Annotated in this window: 18 protein-coding genes and 1 riboswitch; of the genes, 6 read left to right on the forward strand and 12 right to left on the reverse strand. The window is 72.8% G+C overall.

The genetic code is table 11. The features are described 5' to 3' along the window. Positions 1-23: 23 nt before the first annotated feature. Positions 24-890, forward strand: coding sequence for a tetrahydrofolate dehydrogenase/cyclohydrolase catalytic domain-containing protein (locus ACFYO8_RS23540; protein WP_354869349.1), 867 nt, complete (start codon positions 24-26; stop codon positions 888-890). Positions 891-893: 3 nt separating this feature from the next. Here the strand turns inward: ACFYO8_RS23540 and ACFYO8_RS23545 are convergent, their stop codons facing one another. Beyond that, positions 894-1,673, reverse strand: coding sequence for an endonuclease/exonuclease/phosphatase family protein (locus ACFYO8_RS23545; RefSeq protein WP_354869347.1), 780 nt, complete (start codon positions 1,671-1,673; stop codon positions 894-896). A gap of 174 nt (positions 1,674-1,847) precedes the next feature. Between ACFYO8_RS23545 and ACFYO8_RS23550 the strand changes: the two genes are divergently transcribed. Continuing rightward, a complete protein-coding gene (locus tag ACFYO8_RS23550; protein ID WP_354869344.1) occupies positions 1,848-2,621 on the forward strand; it encodes a TSUP family transporter in 774 nt (257 codons plus the stop codon). Beyond that, a complete protein-coding gene (locus tag ACFYO8_RS23555) occupies positions 2,606-3,421 on the forward strand; it encodes a GNAT family N-acetyltransferase (RefSeq protein ID WP_387257532.1) in 816 nt (271 codons plus the stop codon). The genes ACFYO8_RS23550 and ACFYO8_RS23555 overlap by 16 nt, the downstream gene beginning before the upstream one ends. Here ACFYO8_RS23555 and def read toward each other — a convergent pair. Beyond that, on the reverse strand, positions 3,401-3,910 hold the full coding sequence (gene def, locus ACFYO8_RS23560) for a peptide deformylase (protein ID WP_354869339.1): 510 nt from the start codon (positions 3,908-3,910) through the stop codon (positions 3,401-3,403). The two genes, ACFYO8_RS23555 and def, sit on opposite strands and share 21 nt — an antisense overlap. Positions 3,911-3,931: 21 nt before the next feature. Then, positions 3,932-4,429 carry a MarR family transcriptional regulator gene (locus tag ACFYO8_RS23565; RefSeq protein ID WP_354869337.1) on the reverse strand — a complete coding sequence of 166 codons (498 nt, stop codon included), beginning with the start codon at positions 4,427-4,429 and terminating at the stop codon, positions 3,932-3,934. Between the two features lie 48 nt (positions 4,430-4,477). Between ACFYO8_RS23565 and pip the strand changes: the two genes are divergently transcribed. Next, the gene (gene pip / locus ACFYO8_RS23570; RefSeq protein WP_387257534.1) at positions 4,478-5,440 is read left to right on the forward strand and encodes a prolyl aminopeptidase; all 963 of its coding nucleotides are present in this window, start codon (positions 4,478-4,480) and stop codon (positions 5,438-5,440) included. A 16-nt stretch (positions 5,441-5,456) separates the two neighbouring features. Here the strand turns inward: pip and ACFYO8_RS23575 are convergent, their stop codons facing one another. Next, positions 5,457-6,650, reverse strand: coding sequence for a chorismate-binding protein (locus tag ACFYO8_RS23575; RefSeq protein ID WP_354869331.1), 1,194 nt, complete (start codon positions 6,648-6,650; stop codon positions 5,457-5,459). Positions 6,651-6,773: 123 nt separating this feature from the next. Between ACFYO8_RS23575 and ACFYO8_RS23580 the strand changes: the two genes are divergently transcribed. Next, positions 6,774-6,974, forward strand: a complete 201-nt coding sequence (locus tag ACFYO8_RS23580) for a DUF5999 family protein (protein ID WP_107157847.1) — start codon at positions 6,774-6,776, stop codon at positions 6,972-6,974. A 94-nt stretch (positions 6,975-7,068) separates the two neighbouring features. Here the strand turns inward: ACFYO8_RS23580 and gcvP are convergent, their stop codons facing one another. Together gcvP and ACFYO8_RS23590 are read right to left on the reverse strand one after the other, a co-directional pair. After that, positions 7,069-9,891 carry an aminomethyl-transferring glycine dehydrogenase gene (gcvP, locus tag ACFYO8_RS23585; RefSeq protein WP_354869327.1) on the reverse strand — a complete coding sequence of 941 codons (2,823 nt, stop codon included), beginning with the start codon at positions 9,889-9,891 and terminating at the stop codon, positions 7,069-7,071. 73 nt (positions 9,892-9,964) lie between these two features. Then, positions 9,965-10,055: riboswitch (glycine riboswitch) on the reverse strand. A 57-nt stretch (positions 10,056-10,112) separates the two neighbouring features. Further along, a complete protein-coding gene (locus tag ACFYO8_RS23590) occupies positions 10,113-10,955 on the reverse strand; it encodes an NAD-dependent protein deacetylase (protein WP_355095417.1) in 843 nt (280 codons plus the stop codon). A gap of 82 nt (positions 10,956-11,037) precedes the next feature. Between ACFYO8_RS23590 and ACFYO8_RS23595 the strand changes: the two genes are divergently transcribed. After that, the gene (locus tag ACFYO8_RS23595; protein ID WP_355047469.1) at positions 11,038-11,688 is read left to right on the forward strand and encodes an NAD(P)H-binding protein; all 651 of its coding nucleotides are present in this window, start codon (positions 11,038-11,040) and stop codon (positions 11,686-11,688) included. A gap of 44 nt (positions 11,689-11,732) precedes the next feature. Here ACFYO8_RS23595 and ACFYO8_RS23600 read toward each other — a convergent pair whose 3' ends face one another. From ACFYO8_RS23600 to ACFYO8_RS23625, 6 genes are all read right to left on the reverse strand, one after another. Further along, complete coding sequence (locus ACFYO8_RS23600; protein WP_354869321.1) at positions 11,733-12,413, reverse strand: DivIVA domain-containing protein; 681 nt, start codon at positions 12,411-12,413, stop codon at positions 11,733-11,735. Next, positions 12,410-13,585 carry a globin domain-containing protein gene (locus tag ACFYO8_RS23605; RefSeq protein ID WP_354869319.1) on the reverse strand — a complete coding sequence of 392 codons (1,176 nt, stop codon included), beginning with the start codon at positions 13,583-13,585 and terminating at the stop codon, positions 12,410-12,412. The genes ACFYO8_RS23600 and ACFYO8_RS23605 overlap by 4 nt, the downstream gene beginning before the upstream one ends. Positions 13,586-13,587: 2 nt before the next feature. Then, on the reverse strand, positions 13,588-13,977 hold the full coding sequence (locus tag ACFYO8_RS23610; RefSeq protein ID WP_354869318.1) for a group 1 truncated hemoglobin: 390 nt from the start codon (positions 13,975-13,977) through the stop codon (positions 13,588-13,590). Between the two features lie 435 nt (positions 13,978-14,412). Beyond that, positions 14,413-15,000 carry a MerR family transcriptional regulator gene (locus ACFYO8_RS23615; protein WP_354869316.1) on the reverse strand — a complete coding sequence of 196 codons (588 nt, stop codon included), beginning with the start codon at positions 14,998-15,000 and terminating at the stop codon, positions 14,413-14,415. Positions 15,001-15,158: 158 nt separating this feature from the next. Beyond that, positions 15,159-15,623 (reverse strand): bifunctional nuclease family protein, encoded by a 465-nt coding sequence (locus ACFYO8_RS23620; protein WP_091577612.1) that lies wholly within the window; start codon positions 15,621-15,623, stop codon positions 15,159-15,161. Positions 15,624-15,838: 215 nt separating this feature from the next. Then, entirely contained in the window at positions 15,839-16,528 is a 690-nt protein-coding gene (locus ACFYO8_RS23625) for a MerR family transcriptional regulator (RefSeq protein ID WP_354869314.1), read from the reverse strand. Position 16,529 lies beyond the last annotated feature (1 nt).

Genomic DNA, 16,529 nt, shown 5'->3' on the forward strand with positions numbered 1-16,529 from the left:
GGCCCCTGCGGGCGAGGTGTCGTATGTCTTCTGCGCGGTTGTTGCCGGGTGCCCCGGTGGCGGAGCGGGTGTTGTCGGAGGTCGCCGGGTCGGTGGCGGAGCTGCGTGCGGCGGGGGTGACGCCGGCGCTGGCGACGGTGCTGGTGGGTGACGACGACGCCAGCGCGGGCTATATCCGGATCAAGTCTCGGCAGGCGGCGGAGTTGGGGTTCGTGTCGCCGCACGTGCATCTGCCGGCGTCGGCGTCGCAGGCGGATCTGCACGCGGTGCTGGCGGATTTCAACGCGGACAAGACGGTGCACGGGGTGCTGGTGCAGTATCCGATCCCGGGGCATCTGGACTATGACCGGGCGTTGGCGGTGCTGGACCCGGACAAGGACGTGGACGGGATGCATCCGGTGAACATGGGCCGGCTGGCGTTGGGGTTGCCGGGTCCGTTGCCGTGTACGCCGGCGGGCATCGAGGCGTTGCTGGCGTTCCACGGTGTGCCGGTGGCGGGCCGGGAGGTGGTGATTCTGGGCCGGGGTGCGACGTTGGGGCGGCCGCTTGCGATGTTGCTGGCGCAGAAGCGGCCGACGGCGAACGCGGCGGTGACTGTGGTGCACACGGGGGTGGCGGACTGGCCGCGGTATACGCGGCGCGCGGAGATCCTGGTGGCGGCGGCGGGGGTGCCGGGGATCGTCCGGCCGGAGCATGTGCGTCCGGGTGCGGTGGTGGTCGGTGGTGGGGTGCGGTACGAAGGGCGGCGGTTGCTGCCGGACGTGGACGAGTCGTGTGCGCAGGTGGCGGGGGCGATCACGCCGCGGGTGGGCGGGGTGGGTCCGACGACCGTGGCGATGTTGTTCCGTAACGCGGTGGAGGCGGCGCGGCGGCAGAGCGGGCTGGGCTGAGGGTCAGCCGAGGTCGACGACGAGGGGCCGGTGGTCGGAGATGGTGGCCAGCGGGGTGTGCACGGCGGTGACGGGTGGCAGCCGGTCGAGCCCGTGGCGGTCGGCGAGGATGTGGTCGAGTTGGACGCGGGGTTGCCCGGCCGGGTAGGTGGGGCGGCGGGCGAGGGGCTGCCAGCGGGTGAGCGCGGCGGCGGGTCCGGCGGGCAGGTTGAGGTCGCCGAGCAGGATCCGGGGCGCGGGCAGGGTGCGCAGGACGCGGACGACGCGGCGTAGTTGCCAGGCGTTCCAGCCGGGGACGAAGGACAGGTGGGTGGCGGCGACGGTGAGGGGGCCGTGGGGGGTGTCGAGGACGGCGGCGAGCACGACGCGGGGTTCGTCGCGGAGCAGGATGAGTCCGCCGCCGGGGCCGGGTGCGTAGATGGGTGAGCGGACGGGGGCGGCTCGCAGCCGGGTGACCTGCCAGGAGCGGACGGGGTAGCGGCTGATCAGGCCGATGCCGTAGAGGGGTTCGCCGCGGCCGTCGTCGTCGTGGGTGAGGGGGCGGAACTGTTCGCCGGGGGTGCCGACGACGGCGGCGGCGAAGCGGTGGTGGTCGGCGTGCAGGGCGTGCGCGGCCAGGGCGGTGAGGTCGAGTTTGCCGCTGCGGCTCTGGTCGCGGTCGACTTCCTGGAGGGCGAGGACGTCGGCGTCGAGGTCGGTGACGGCGGTGGTGAGCCGGTAGGGGTCGACGAGTCCGTCGGTGAGGGATCGGCCGTGCAGCAGGTTGAAGGTGGCCAGGCGCACCTGGACACCCTACGTCGTCGTGGGAGTCTTGCCGGGTGCTGAAGCTGTTGTGCTGTTCGATGCTGGTGTTCGTGGCGGTGGGGTCGGTCGGGGTGTGGTTGCGGCGTCGCCGGGGGCGGTGAGGCTGGCCACAGGTGGCCTCGTCGCTGGTGGCGGGGTGGGCAGAATGCGGCGGTGGATGCCCTGTCGTTGACGACGTTGCTGACCGCTGCCCTTCTCGCCGGGTGGGTGGACGCGGTGGTGGGTGGCGGTGGCCTGTTGTTGTTGCCGGCGTTGCTGGTGGCGGCGCCGGGTGTGCCGGTGGCGACGGCGTTGGGCACGAACAAGCTGGCGGCGATCTTCGGTACGTCGACGGCGGCGGTGACGTACGCGCGGCGTACGAAGCTGGACTGGGCGGTGGCGGGTCCGGCGGCCGGGTTGGCGGTGCTGACGGCGGGGTTGGGTGCGGCGTTGGCGGGTGCGGTGCCGGGCAGCGCGTACCGGCCGGTGGTGCTCGTGGTGCTGGTGGCGGTGGCGGTGTTCGTGCTGGCGCGGCCGTCGCTGGGTGTGGTGGCGTCGCCGCAGCGTCGGACCCCTCGGCGGATGGTCGTGGCGGTGGCGGTGGCCGGTCTGGGCATCGCCCTGTACGACGGGTTGATCGGGCCGGGTACGGGCACGTTCCTGGTGCTGGCGTTCACGGCGATTCTGGGTTCGGATTTCGTGCACGCGTCGGCGATGGCGAAGGTCGTGAACGCGGGCACGAATCTGGGTGCGCTTGTGGTGTTCGGGTTGACCGGGCACGTGTGGTGGGCGCTCGGTGCGGCGATGGCGGTGTGCAACGTGGTGGGGGCGGCGGTGGGCGCGCGGATGGCGTTGAAGCGCGGGGCCGGGTTCGTGCGGGTGGTGTTGCTGGTGGTGGTGCTGGCGCTGGTGGCCCGGCTGGGTTACGACCAGTGGATGGCGAGCTGATCGCGCTGGCGGTGCGGGCGGAGCACGATCGGGCGGTGCTGGCGGGTCTGCTGGGCCGGGATCCGGTGTTGCACGCGTATCAGTTGGGTGATCTGGACGATTTCTTCTGGCCGTACACGTCGTGGTTCCGGCGTGGCGACCAGGTGGTGTTGCTGTATCACGGGGTGGAGTTGCCGACGTTGCTGGCGTTCGCGGCGCCGGATGGGGTGGCGGAGTTGTCGGCGTTGCTGGTGGAGGCGGCGCCGGTGTTGCCGGCACGGTTGTGGGCGCACCTGTCCCCCGGTCTGGAGGAGACCGTGAGCCGCTGGTTCGTGGTGTCGGAGGCGGCGCCGCATCTGCGGATGGCGTTGACGGATCCCGGCGCGCTGGCTTCGGTGGCGGCGGTGGGTGAGCCGTTGAGGCCGGCGGATGCGGCGGAGCTGGCCGGGTTGTACGCGGTGGCGTATCCGGGGAACTGGTTCGACGCGCGGATGCTGGAGACGGGCCAGTACGTGGGGGTGCGGGAGCGGGGCCGGCTGGTGGCCGTGGCGGGGGTGCACGTGTTCTCGCCGCGGTGGCGGGTGGCGGCGCTGGGGAACGTGACGACGCATCCGGATGTGCGGGGTCGTGGTCTGGGGGCGGGTGTGGTGGCGGCGTTGTGCGCCCGGCTGCGCGCCTCGGTGGATCATGTGACGTTGAACGTGCGGGCGGACAACGTCGCGGCGGTGCGGTTGTACGAGCGGCTGGGGTTCACCCGGGTGGCCGGGTTCACGGGGTGCGCGTTGACGCGGCGGGTGGGGTCAGCGGCCGCGGCTGGGTGAGTCGAAGCGGCCGGCGCGGATCTCCCGCAGGGCGCGGCGGCGGGTGTCGCCGCGCAGCGTGTCGACGTAGAGGCGGCCGTGCAGGTGGTCGGTCTCGTGTTGCAGTGCGCGGGCGAGGAAGCCGCTGCCGGTGACGGTGAGCGGTTGGCCGTGCTGGTCGTAGCCGTGGGCGGTGGCGTGCATGGCGCGGGGGGTCGGGAAGTACAGGCTGGGGATGGACAGGCAGCCTTCCTCGTCGTCCTGGAGTTCGTCGGACACCTCCACGGTGGGGTTGACCATGTGGCCGCGGTGGCCGTCGGCGTCGTAGACGAACACCTGGGCGTTGACGCCGATCTGGGGTGCGGCGACGCCGGCGCGGCCGGGTGCGCCGAGCAGCGTGTCCATCAGGTCGGTTACGAGGGCGCGCAGTTCGGCGTCGAAGCTGGTGACGGGTTCGCTGGGGGTGCGCAGCACGGGGTCGCCGATGATCCGGATGGGGCGCATAGTCATGTCCGGAAGGCTATCCGTTGCTTACCGTTCGCGGGTGTCCGGTGGGGTGTCGAGGAGCCCCGTGTCGGCGATGCGGTCGCGCAGGGGGCGGCGGCGCAGGGCGTCGAGGACGGCGTACAGCTCGTCGGCGAGCGGCACCGGCAGTTCGGTGTCGAGGTGGCGCACGGCGGCGGTGGTGGCGGCCCATTCGGCTTCGACGGCGGGCAGTAGGGCGCGGGCGCGGCCGGTGAGGGTGACGATGCGGTGCCGGGCGTCGGCGCCGGGGCGCAGGTCGACGAGGCCGGCGCGGCGCATCTGGGCGACGGTCTGGCTGGCGGCGGAGTGGGTGACGCCGATACGGGTGGCGAGGTCGCGGATGGGCAGCGGCCCGTCGGCGACGAGCGCGCGCACGACTGGTGAGTAGCGGGGCCGGTAGTCGGTGAGGCCGAGCCGGTCGTGGACGGCGGCGACGTCGCCGTCGAGGACGTCCAGGACGTGGCGTAGCAGGGTGCCGAGGGCGTCGCGGTCGGGGGCGGTCACGTCCACTAATGTAACAGCGCTGTTGTATCTGACCCGGGGAGGCCAATGATGTATCCGCCGATCGAGCCGTACGCGCACGGCATGTTGGACGTCGGGGACGGGCAGCGCGTGTACTGGGAGACGTGCGGCAACCCGGACGGCCGTCCGGCGCTGGTGGTGCACGGCGGGCCCGGCTCCGGGGCGGGCGCGTCGTGGCGGCGGCTGTTCGACCCGTCCGCCTACCGGATCGTGCTGTTCGACCAGCGTGGCTGCGGGCGCAGCACTCCCCCGGCCTCCGATCCGGCCACCGACCTGTCGGTGAACACCACGGCGCATCTGCTGGCCGACATGGAGGTGCTGCGCGTACACCTGGGGATCGACAGGTGGCTGCTGTGCGGCGCGTCGTGGGGGTCGTCGCTGGCACTGGCGTACGCGCAGCGCCACCCGGATCGGGTGAGCGCGCTGGTGCTGTTCAGCGTGGTCGCCAACACCAGCCGCGAGATCGAGTGGGTGACCCGGGACATGGGGCGGGTCTTCCCGCAGGAGTGGGCGCGGTTCCGCGACGGCGTGCCCGGGTCCGACCGCGACGGTGACCTGTCCGCCGCGTACGCCCGGCTGGTCAACGACCCGGACCCGGCTGTGCGGGAGCGGGCCGCCCGGGACTGGTGCGACTGGGAGGACGTGCACGTGTCCCTGGCCGGCGGGTACGCGCCGAGTCCCCGGTTCGCCGACCCGGTGTTCCGGTTCGGGTTCACCCGGCTGGTGACCCACTACTTCGCCAACCGGGGTTTCCTGCCCGACGGTCAGCTGATGCGCGACGCCGGCCGGCTGGCCGGCATCCCGGGGGTGCTGGTGCAGGGCCGGCTGGACGTCAGTGGGCCGCCGGACATCGCGTGGCTGCTGACCCGGGACTGGCCGGACGCGCGGCTGGAGATCGTGGAGTCCGGCGGCCACGGCGGCGGGCACGGCATCAGCGAGCGGGTGGTAGCGGCTCTGGACGCGTTCGCCGCCGCGCCCGGCCCCGCCGCCTGAGCCGCAGCGCCGACCGTCAGCCGGCGAGCAGGGCGCGGATCGGGGCGGCCTTGGCGGCGGCTTCGGCGACCTCGGCGGCGGGGTCGCTGTCCCAGGTGATGCCGCCGCCGGCCCACAGGTGCAGCCGTCGCCCGTCGGCGGCGGCGGTGCGGATGGTCAGGCCCAGGTCGAGCCGGTCCGGCCCGACCCAGCCGAGCGCGCCCATGCCGGCGCCGCGCCCGACCGGCTCCAGCGCGGCGATCTGCGCCAGCGCGGCGCGCTTGGGCGCGCCGGTGACCGACCCGCCGGGGCACAGCGCGCGCAGCAGGTCGGCCAGGCCCAGCCCGTCGGCGGGCGCCGCGGACACCGTCGACTCCGCCTGCCACAGGTCACACCAGCGGCGTACGGCGAACAGCTCGTCGACGCGCACCGAGCCGGTACGGGCCACCCGGGCCAGGTCGTTGCGTTCCAGGTCGACGATCATGACGTGTTCGGCGCGTTCCTTGGCCGAGGCGAGCAGGTCGCGGCGCCCGGCGGCGGTGGCCGGGCGGGTGCCCTTGATCGGGCGGGTGACCAGCCGGCCGTGCTCGACCGCGATCAGCGTCTCCGGGGAGGCGCAGCCGAGCGCCCAGCCGGGTCCGCGCAGCGTGCCGCCGTAGCGGGCGCCGGGCAGCGCGGCGAGGCGGGCCAGCGCCGGCAGCGGGTCACCGGTGTACGTGGCGGCGGCGTGCCCGACGACGTTCACCTGGTACACGTCGCCGCGGGCGATGGCGGCGCGGACCGCCTCGACGGCGGCGGCGTGCGCGTCCGGGGCCCAGCTGTCCCGCCACGGCCCCAGCCGCCAGGGCGCGAGGGCCGGGCGCGGTGGCGGCACCGGCCGGCCGGTGTGGTGGTAGACGACCACGACCAGGTCGGGCAGCACCGGCGCGGGACTCGGTGCGCCGGGCGACACGCCGATCGCGTACGCCCCGGCGGCGGCGGACAGATACAGCGCGGCCCCGCACACGCCGCGCTGCGGGTCGTGGTGGCCGGGGCGGGACAGGTCGTCGCGGGCGATGCCGTGCGCGGCGAGGAAGCGTTGCGCCAGATCAGTGGGGTCCCCGCCGTCGCCGACGGACCAGTGCAGGCGAGCGGCCTCGACCAGCCGGTGGCGGCAGCCGGGCGGCGCTCCGGGCGCATCGACCTCCACCTGTGGGAGCGCTTCCACGACGTCCGGGCCGTTACGGGTCATCCGTTCAGCCCATTCTGGGTGAACAAGACGCATCCTTGCTCGTTGCCGCTCAGTTTTCCTTGGTACTGTGCGTCACTGGTCATGTGAACCATGACACAGTGCCCCCACAGTCCGGAGAACCCGATGTGTCAGCACCAGCCCACCTGCCCCTCTGCCGACGCGACCGACCGTGAGGCCGCCCGCGTCCTCGCCTGCTTTCCTGAACAGGGCTGGAGCCTGCTCTGCAACGGTGTCATCATCTTCGAGGACACCGGTGAGCTGCTCCCCGACGGGCGCACCATCGCCCCGCACCGGGGTCCGGCCCGCCACGCCCTCGTTGCCTGATCCATCACGCAGCGTCAGTGAGCGTACGCGCCGGCCCTGACCGGCCGGCGCCCCGGCCGGGGCGGCGACAGTCCCACCGCCCCGGCGTAGCCGCTCAGTCCTCGAACGCCTCCGGCGCGGGGCACGAGCAGACCAGGTTCCGGTCGCCGTACGCGCCGTCGACACGCCGCACCGGAGGCCAGTACCGGCCCGCCCGTTCCACCCCTGCCGGGTAGGCCCCCACCGACCGCGGGTACGGATGCGGCCACTCGTCGGCGGACACCATCGCCGCGGTGTGCGGCGCGTTGGACAGCGGGTTGTCCCCCGCCGGCCACTGCCCCGAGCCGACCTTGTCGATCTCCGCGCGGATCGCGATCATCGCGTCGCAGAACCGGTCCAGCTCGGCCAGGTCCTCACTCTCGGTCGGCTCCACCATCAGCGTCCCCGCCACCGGGAACGACATCGTCGGCGCGTGGAAGCCGTAGTCGATCAGCCGCTTCGCCACGTCGTCGACGCTCACGCCGGTCGCCTTGGTCAGCGGACGCAGGTCCAGGATGCACTCGTGCGCCACCAGGCCCTTGTTTCCGGAGTACAGCACCGGGAAGTGGTTACGCAGCCGCGCCGCCACGTAGTTCGCCGCCAGGACCGCGACGCCGGTGGCGCGCGCCAGGCCGTCGGCGCCCATCATCCGCAGGTACGCCCACGGGATCGGCAGGATCCCCGCCGACCCGTGGTTCGCCGCCGAGATCGCCGGCCGCCCCTCGGCGCGCGCGCCGAGCGGGTCACCGGGCAGGAACGGCGCCAGGTGCGACCGCACCGCCACCGGGCCCACACCGGGACCGCCGCCGCCGTGCGGAATGCAGAACGTCTTGTGCAGGTTCAGGTGCGACACGTCCGCGCCGAACCGGCCCGGCTTGGCGAACCCGACCAGCGCGTTGAGGTTCGCGCCGTCGACGTACACCTGACCGCCCGCGTCGTGGACCTTCGCGCACAACTGGGCGATGCCGGTCTCGTAGACGCCGTGCGTCGACGGGTACGTCACCATGATCGCGGCGAGCGCGTCCCGGTGCTTGTCGATCTTCGCGTCGAGGTCGACCAGGTCGACGTTGCCGTCGGCGTCGCAGCCGACCACCACCACCCGCATGCCGGCCATCACCGCCGACGCGGCGTTGGTGCCGTGCGCCGACGACGGGATCAGGCACACCTCGCGGTGGCCCTCGCCGCGCTCGCGGTGGTAGGCGCGGATCGCCAGCAGACCGGCCAGCTCACCCTGCGACCCGGCGTTGGGTTGCACGCTGACCGCGTCGTAGCCGGTGACCTCGGCCAGCCAGCCCTCCAACTGGGCGATCAGCTGCCGGTACCCGGCGGTCTGCGCGGCCGGCGCGAACGGGTGCAGGTGCGCGAACTCCGGCCAGGTGATCGGTTCCATCTCGGTGGTGGCGTTGAGCTTCATCGTGCACGACCCCAGCGGGATCATGCCCCGGTCCAGCGCGTAGTCGAAGTCGGCCAGGCGGCGCAGGTAGCGCAGCATCGCCGTCTCCGAGTGGTGGCTGTGGAACACCGGGTGGGTGAGGAACTCCGACGTGCGGGCCAACCCGTCCGGCAGGCTCGCACCGGCGTCGCCGTCGAAGCCGTCGACGCCGAACGCCGCCCACACCGCCTGAAGGTGCGCGGTCGTGGTCGTCTCGTCGCAGGACACGCCGACCCGGTCGGCGTCGACCAGCCGCAGGTTCACGTCACGCTCGGCCGCGGCGGCCACCACGTCGGCGGCCCGGCCCGGCACGATCGCGGTGACGGTGTCGAAGAACGGCACGTCGGCCACGTCGACGCCGCCGGCGCGCAGGCCCGCCGCGAGCCGTGCCGCCGCCTCGTGGGTACGCCGGGCGATGGCGCGCAGCCCGTCCGGGCCGTGGTAGACGGCGTACATGCCGGCCATCACCGCCAGCAGCACCTGCGCGGTGCAGATGTTGCTGGTCGCCTTCTCCCGGCGGATGTGCTGCTCGCGGGTCTGCAACGCCAGCCGGTACGCCGGGTTGCCGTCGGCGTCGCGGGACACCCCGACCAGGCGGCCGGGCAGCATCCGCTCCAGGCCCGAGCGCACCGCCAGGTAGCCGGCGTGCGGCCCGCCGAAGCCCATCGGCACACCGAAGCGCTGGGTGGTGCCGGCGGCGATGTCGGCGCCGATCTCGCCCGGCGGGCGCAGCAGCGTCAACGCCAGCAGATCCGCCGCGACGGCCACCAACGCGCCCACCCCGTGGGCCGCCTCGACCAGCGCCCGGTGGTCACGTACCGCGCCGGACGCGCCCGGGTACTGCAGGTGCAGGCCGAAGAACTCCGCCGGCAGGTCGTCGCGCTCGACGTCGACGACCCGCACCTCGATGCCGAGCGGCTCGGCGCGGCCGGCGATCACCGCGATGGTCTGCGGCAGCGCGTCGGCGTCGACCACGTACACCGGGCTCCTGCTCTTGGACGCGCGGCGCGCCAGGGTCATCGCCTCGGCCGCGGCGGTGCCCTCGTCGAGCATCGAGGCGTTCGCGGTGGCCAGCCCGGTCAGGTCGGTGACCATGGTCTGGAAGTTCAGCAGCGCCTCCAGCCGGCCCTGGCTGATCTCCGGCTGGTACGGCGTGTACGCGGTGTACCAGGCCGGGTTCTCCAGCACGTTACGGCGGATCACCGCCGGGGTGTGCGTGCCGTGGTAACCCAGGCCGATCATGGAAACGGCGACGGTGTTACGGGCGGCCAGGGCGCGCAGCTCGGCGATCGCCTGCCGCTCGCTGGCCGGGGCCGGCAGGTCCAGGGTGCCGTGCCAGCGGATCACCTCGGGGATCGCCGCGTCCATCAGCTCGTCGACGGAGCCGTAACCGACGGTGTCCAGCATCCGGCGTTCGTCGCCCGGGCCGGGGCCGATGTGCCGGCCGGCGAACTGCTCTGCGGTCATGCGCTGCGCTCCTTGGTGGGGCGAGGTCGACGGGTCGGCCTCCCCCTGAGTCGCGCTGACGCGCTCCACAGCGCCTGCCCACGTGGTCCTTTTGCCTGAGAGGTTCCGGGGAGAATCTGCCCCTTCGGCGCCGTCGGGTCGACGGTCTCTCCCACGTGGGTGGTACCGGCATCTTCCACGCTACCAGCGGGCGTGTTTCCGGCTCATGTCCCGGGGGACGATCACACCGGAGCCGGAGCCGGAGCCAGCCGGTCGGCCAGCGCGCTCAGCGTGGCGCCCAGCGGCGCGTCCAGGCGTAGCGCCGCGTACCCGTCGCCGCGGGTGACACCCTGGTTGACGATCGCCACCGGGACGCCGTGGCGGGCCGCGCGCAGCACGAACCGCCGCCCCGACATCACCGTCAACGACGAGCCGAGCACCAGCAACGCCCGCGCCCGCTCGACCAGGGCGAAACAGTCGGCCACCCGGGGCGCGGGCACCGTCTCGCCGAAGAACACCACGTCCGGTTTCAGCATGCCCGTGCCGCAGATCCCGCAGTCGACAGTGCGGAACCCGGCCACCGCCTCGTCGGGCAGGTCCACGTCGCCGTCGGGGTTGACGCGCGCCACCCGCGCGTCGAAGCCCCGGTTCGCCTCGGACAGCCGCCGGTGCAGCTCGTCGCGGCCGGTGGCGTTGCCGCAGTCCAGGCACGTCACCTCGTCGAGGCGGCCGTGCAACTCGATCACCCCTGTCGCACCGGCCGCGGTGTGCAGCCCGTCGACGTTCTGGGTGATGATCCCGCCGAGCAGCCCGGCCGCCTGCAACCGGGCCACCGCCCGGTGCCCGTCGTTCGGCACCGCCCGCGCGATCATCTGCCAGCCCAGGTGGCTGCGCGCCCAGTACCGCCGCCGCGCCAGCGGATACCGGGTGAACTCCTGATACGTCATCGGGGTGTGCCGGCGGGCCGCGCCGCTGGGCCCCCGGTAGTCGGGGATGCCCGACTCGGTGGACAGGCCCGCGCCGCTGAGCACCACCACACCACCGGCGGCCACCAGCCGCGTCAACTCCTCGAACGCCTCACTCACCCGTCCATGCTCCCTCGCCGACCTGCTGATCGGCGAGGCCGGTCACCCGGCGGGGCGCGCCCGGGCGGGCTAGGTTGATCGTATGCGCGTCGTCATCGCCGGAGGGCACGGAAAGATCGCCAAACTGCTGGAGCGGGAACTGGCCGGACGCGGAGACACCGCGCTCGGGCTGATCCGCAACCCCGACCACGCCGCCGCGCTGCGCGCCGCCGGCGCGGAACCGGTCGTCTGCGACCTCGAACACACCGACGTCGACACGCTCGCCGGTCACCTGGCCGGCGCCGACGCGGTCGTGTTCGCCGCCGGCGCCGGCCCCGGCAGCGGCGCCGACCGCAAGGACACCGTCGACCGCGGGGCCGCCGTGCTGCTCGCCGACGCCGCCGTCCAGGCCGGGGTGCGCCGCTACCTGCTGGTCTCCTCCATGGGCGTGGACGCCGCCCCGGCCAACGGCGCCGACGACGTGTGGGCGGCGTACCTGCGGGCCAAGAAGGCCGCCGAGGACGACGTCACCGCCCGCGACCTCGACGTGACGGTGCTGCGGCCCGGCCGCCTCACCGACGACGAACCCGAAGGCCGCATCGCCCTGGCCCGGCACGTCGAACCCGGCGCGATCAGCCGCGCCGACGTGGCCCGGGTGCTGCTCGCCCTGCTGTACGCCCCGGCCACCGCCGGGCACACCCTGGAACTGGTCGGCGGGGACATCCCCATCGCCGAGGCGATCGCCGCCGTCTGACCCGGCACGTCCCGGCCCGCCGCACAGGCGGGCCGGGACACCGCTCAACGCTGGTGACGGGACAACGCCGGCTGCGGCACGCCCCCACCGGCCTGCGGCAACTCCCGGGCGATCCGCTCCATCGTGCGCGCCAACTGCTCACTGCCGTCGTCGAGGTGCCGCGCCGCCGCCTGCATGTGCGAGATCATCATCTCGCCGAAGATCCGCAACGCCTCCCGCGTCGCCACCGAGTCGTCGAAGCCGCTGCCCGCGGTGCTGCGGTACTCCGTCACCGCCCGCTCGGCCTCCCGCTTCGCCTCCTCCGCCGCCGCACGCATGTAACTCTCGTACTGGGTACGGGCGTACTCGGCGACCCGGCGGGCGTAGTCGTGGGCCTGCGCGATGATCTGCTCGGCCTCCCGCTGCGCCGCCGACAACAGGTTGACCTCCTTCGCCGCCGGCGCCACCGCCGCCTCGGCGCTCGGGATCACCCCGTGCCGGTGCAGCTCCAGACGGTCGCTGAGCCGCTCGTTCTCCGCCCGCAGGTTCGCCACCTGCGCCGCCAGCAGATCCAGCTCGTCGGCCACCTGCAACCGGAACCGGTCCACATCGGTCTGCTCGTAGCCGCGCCGGGTGAACGCCGCCGACCCGAACTCCCACCGCCGTACCCGGTCGGCGGTCAACCGCACCTGCACCGGACCGGACACCTGCTGCGCGTCGTAACCGCTGATCGGCTCGGCGCTCACCGGCTCACCTCCGTTGTTCCCGGCCCGTCGGCGCCGGTCGTCGTCCGCCACGACGGGCCGTACCAGTGCTTGCCGTAACCCTCGTGATGCACCTGGCCCGGCTGGTAGCCGGCAGCGGCGAACGCCGCCACCGAATGACCCACCATCTCGTCGGACCCGCACACGTACACGTGCCGCGACCGCCAGTCCCCGTCGGCCAGCACCCGGTCGGCGATCCGCACCGACTCCCCCGGCCGGCCCGGCTCCGTCCCCGCCACGTACGACACCCGCAGCCACGGATGCGTCGCCGCCAACTTGTCGATCGCCTCGCTGTCGTAGAACTCCGTCCGCGAACGGGCCCCCACGTACAGGTCCACCCGCCGCCCCGAACCCTCCGCCACGACCTGTTCCACGAGCGCCTTCACCGGCGCCCAGCCGGTGCCACCGGCCAGCAGCAGCAGATCCGACGACCCGGCCCGCCACAACGTCAACCGGTCCCCCACCGGCGACGCCAGATGGATCCGGTCACCGGCCGCGCACCCGTACACCAGACGCGACGACACCACACCACCCGGCGCGGCCCGCACATGCAACTCCACAGTGCCGTCCGGACGCGGCGCGTTCGCCGGCGAGTAGTACCGCCACGACCGCACCGCCGGATGCGACACCCCGATCGACTGGCCCGGCGTGAACGGCAACAGGTACTGCGGACGCACCGTCAGCACCGCCACGTCGAACGTGCGCTGCTCGTGGGTCAGCACCTCCGCCACCCACCACGGCGGCGACTGCGACTCCGCGGCCTGCGCGCCCTCGGTCATCACCTGCGCCACCAGCCCGTACGCCGCCGCCCAGTCGGCGGCCAGCTCCTCGGTCCACGCCTCACCGCAGAAGTGCCGCAGCGTCGCCAGCAGCGCCTCACCGACGGCCGGGTAGTGCTCGGCGCGCACCGCGAACTTCCGGTGATCCGCGCCGAGGTCCCGCAGGAACCCGACCAGCCGGTCCACCTGGTCCACGTGGGACACCACATGCCCCAACGCCGCCACCAGACGGTCCCGCTGACCGGCCATGTTCGTCGGGAACATCTGCCGGGTCTCCGGATGCGCCAGGAACAGCGTCGAATAGAAGTAGAGCGGCACCTGGTCGCCGTGCGCGACGACCAGGGACCAGCTCTGCTTGAGCCGTGCGACGTCCACGCTCAGGCGTCTCCCGCCGACACGACCTGCTCCCGCACCTGCCCGAGCACGACCTGCACATCGGCGACCACGTCCGCCGGCACGCCCAGCTCCACCAGCGTCGCCGTCAGGTGCCCCCCGACCTTCGCGTAGTGCTCACCGGTGATGTTCAGCGGCTGGTGCGCCTCGGCCAACCCGCGGCCCGCGTACTCGTTCGGGCCACCCAGCACCACCGCCAGCATCAGCGCCAGATGCCGCCGCTGCTCCACCATGTCCACGTCGGCGAAGTAGCCGGCCAGATCAGAATCGGCCAGCACCTTGGCGTAGAACAGCTCCACAGCGGCCTTCACCGCCGCCGCGCCACCGATGCGCTCGTAGTGGGAGATCGGGGTGGTCTCGCTCGTCACCGTCATGCTCGGTCCTTCCAGCAGGGGTCCGCGGGCAGCGCCGCGGCAGGGGCTCGCCAGCCGGCGCGGCGTCACACAGCGTTCCGCCGTGATGTCGACACGCCGACGACCGGAACGGACCATAGCGCGCCCGACGCGGCAGTTCACGCCGACCCTGTCCGGATCCCGAGAACTGTCAACTACGGCCAGTCAACAACCGGGCCGAAGTCGACAGACATAGCGCAACCGAGCGACAACAGGACGTGAACACGGATGACGTACCGTCCTTTTCGGACATCACGAGGGCGGCAGCAGTGACCTGCGCACATTCACGCCCTGCTCGGACCGCGCGCCCACCCGTCTCAGGCCACCCGGAAGGAGCACACCCCGTCACCAAAACACGAATCGCGCCCCACCCCTTTTCGGGCGCGGCGCGATCCCGTCAACGAGACGCGACGCAGGTCACCCGGCCCGACGCCGGGCCCGACGAGCCGCCAGCTCGTCACCCACCGACTCGGCCTCCGGCTCCACCGCGGCCGCCGGCTCCTGCCCACCCACCGGCTCCGCCGGCAGATGCGACAACGAACCCTGGATCTCCTTGAACGCGCCACCGATCGCGATGCCGAACACCCCCTGGCCGCCCTGCAACAGGTCGACCACCTCCTCCGGCGACCGGCACTCGTACACGGTCGTCCCATCGGAGATCAACGTGATGCCCGCCAGATCGTCCACCCCACGCGACCGCAACGCGTCGATCGCCTTACGGATGTTCTGCAACGACACCCCGGCGTCCAACAGCCGCTTCACGACCTTCAACACCACCAGGTCGCGGAACGAGTACAACCGCGACGTCCCCGAACCCGACGCGTCGCGCACACTCGGCACCACAAGCGCCGTACGCGCCCAGTAGTCGAGCTGCCGGTAACTGATGCCCACCGCCGAACACGCGGTCACACCCCGATAACCGACCTCGCCGTCACCGGCCGGATCGGCCCTCACACCCGCCTGCTGCTGCCCCACACTCGGACCAGGATCTCGCGGCTCGTGCATCCGGACCAACCTCCCCGCGCCCGTGGCGGTGCCGCGTCGACTCCCCGTACGCGCACCACTCGACACGGCAACCCTAACGCCGCCCCCCGCACTTCACCCGCAGGAGACACCGCGACACGCCGCGCCCACCACCCGGCGACACCACGCGCCGGCACGCCTCAACCCGCGAAGTCCTCCGGACGGACCTGATCCAGGAACTCCCGGAACTTCTCCACCTCGTCCTCCTGCTCGTCCGGGATCACGATCCCCGCCTCGCTGAGGACCTGCTCCGCACAACGAATCGGAGCACCCACCCGCAACGCCAACGCGATGGAGTCACTCGGCCGCGCCGACACCCGCACACCGTCACCGAGGAGGAGATCCGCGTAGAACACGTTCTCCTTCAACTCGGTGATCTCCACCGCCCGCAACGGCGCCTGCAACGCCGCCAGGACATCCCGCAGCAGATCGTGCGTCAACGGCCGGGCCGGCTTGACCCCCTGCTGCTCATAGGCGATCGCCGTCGCCTCGACCGCGCCGATCCAGATCGGCAGATAGCGGTCCCCCTCGACCTCCCGCAGCAGGACGATCGGCTGGTTACTGGGCAGCTCCACCCGAACTCCGACCACGCTCAGCTCGCGCACCGCCGCCTCCGTGTCGTCGTCACCTAGCACCGCGCCCTTCCCTGCACGGTACACGGACCAGGACACGGGAGTCCCACGCGCTACGTGCACCACGCCTCGCCGGACGGGCATACCCCGGCAAGCCTACGACACGCGCCACCGACCAGATCTTTCCGCGCCCACCCACAACGTGAAGGGCCGGACGCCGCAACGGCATCCGGCCCTTCACACCGACCTCACCGGCCCAACGTCGACCGCAGCCCCACCCGCACCAACGCCGCGTGCAACCGCTGCGACAACGCCACCAGCTCCCGCGCCGTCTCCGCCGCCCGAGCCCGCGCCGCCGGATCACTCTGCCGCGCCAACGGCGCCACCAACTGCGCGAACAAGCCGACCTCACGATCCGCCGAAGACCGGTACGCCCGCAGATGCCGCGGCTCCAACCCGTACGCCGCAAGACCCGCCACCGCACTCGCGATGATCAACGCATCCGCGTCGTACCACCCCGGCGGATCCGACACCAGCACACCCAGCCGCTCCAACTCCGCAAGCGTCGACTCGTCCACACCGCTACGAGCGATCAGACCGGCCCGGTCCAGCCGCACCTCCGACTCCATCGGCTCCCGGCCCGGCACCTCACCACCCGGACCCACAGCCACCAGATTCGGCCGCCCCCGCCCCGGCGACGGACCAGACCCGTCCCACCGGGCCAACTGCTCCCGGATCACCCGCAACGGCAGGTACTGATCCCGCTGCGCGGTCAACACGAACCGCAACCGCGCGACATCGTCCCAGCCGTACTTCCGATAACCCGCCGGCGTCCGCTGCGGCTCCACCAGGCCCTCAGCCTCCAGGAACCGCAACTTCGAGATCGTGACGTCCGGAAACTCCGGCCGCAACTGCGCCAGCACCTCGCCGATACTCATC

Origin of the sequence: Micromonospora sp. NPDC005257 (genome assembly GCF_042872445.1) — a bacterium.
Classification (GTDB): domain Bacteria; phylum Actinomycetota; class Actinomycetes; order Mycobacteriales; family Micromonosporaceae; genus Micromonospora.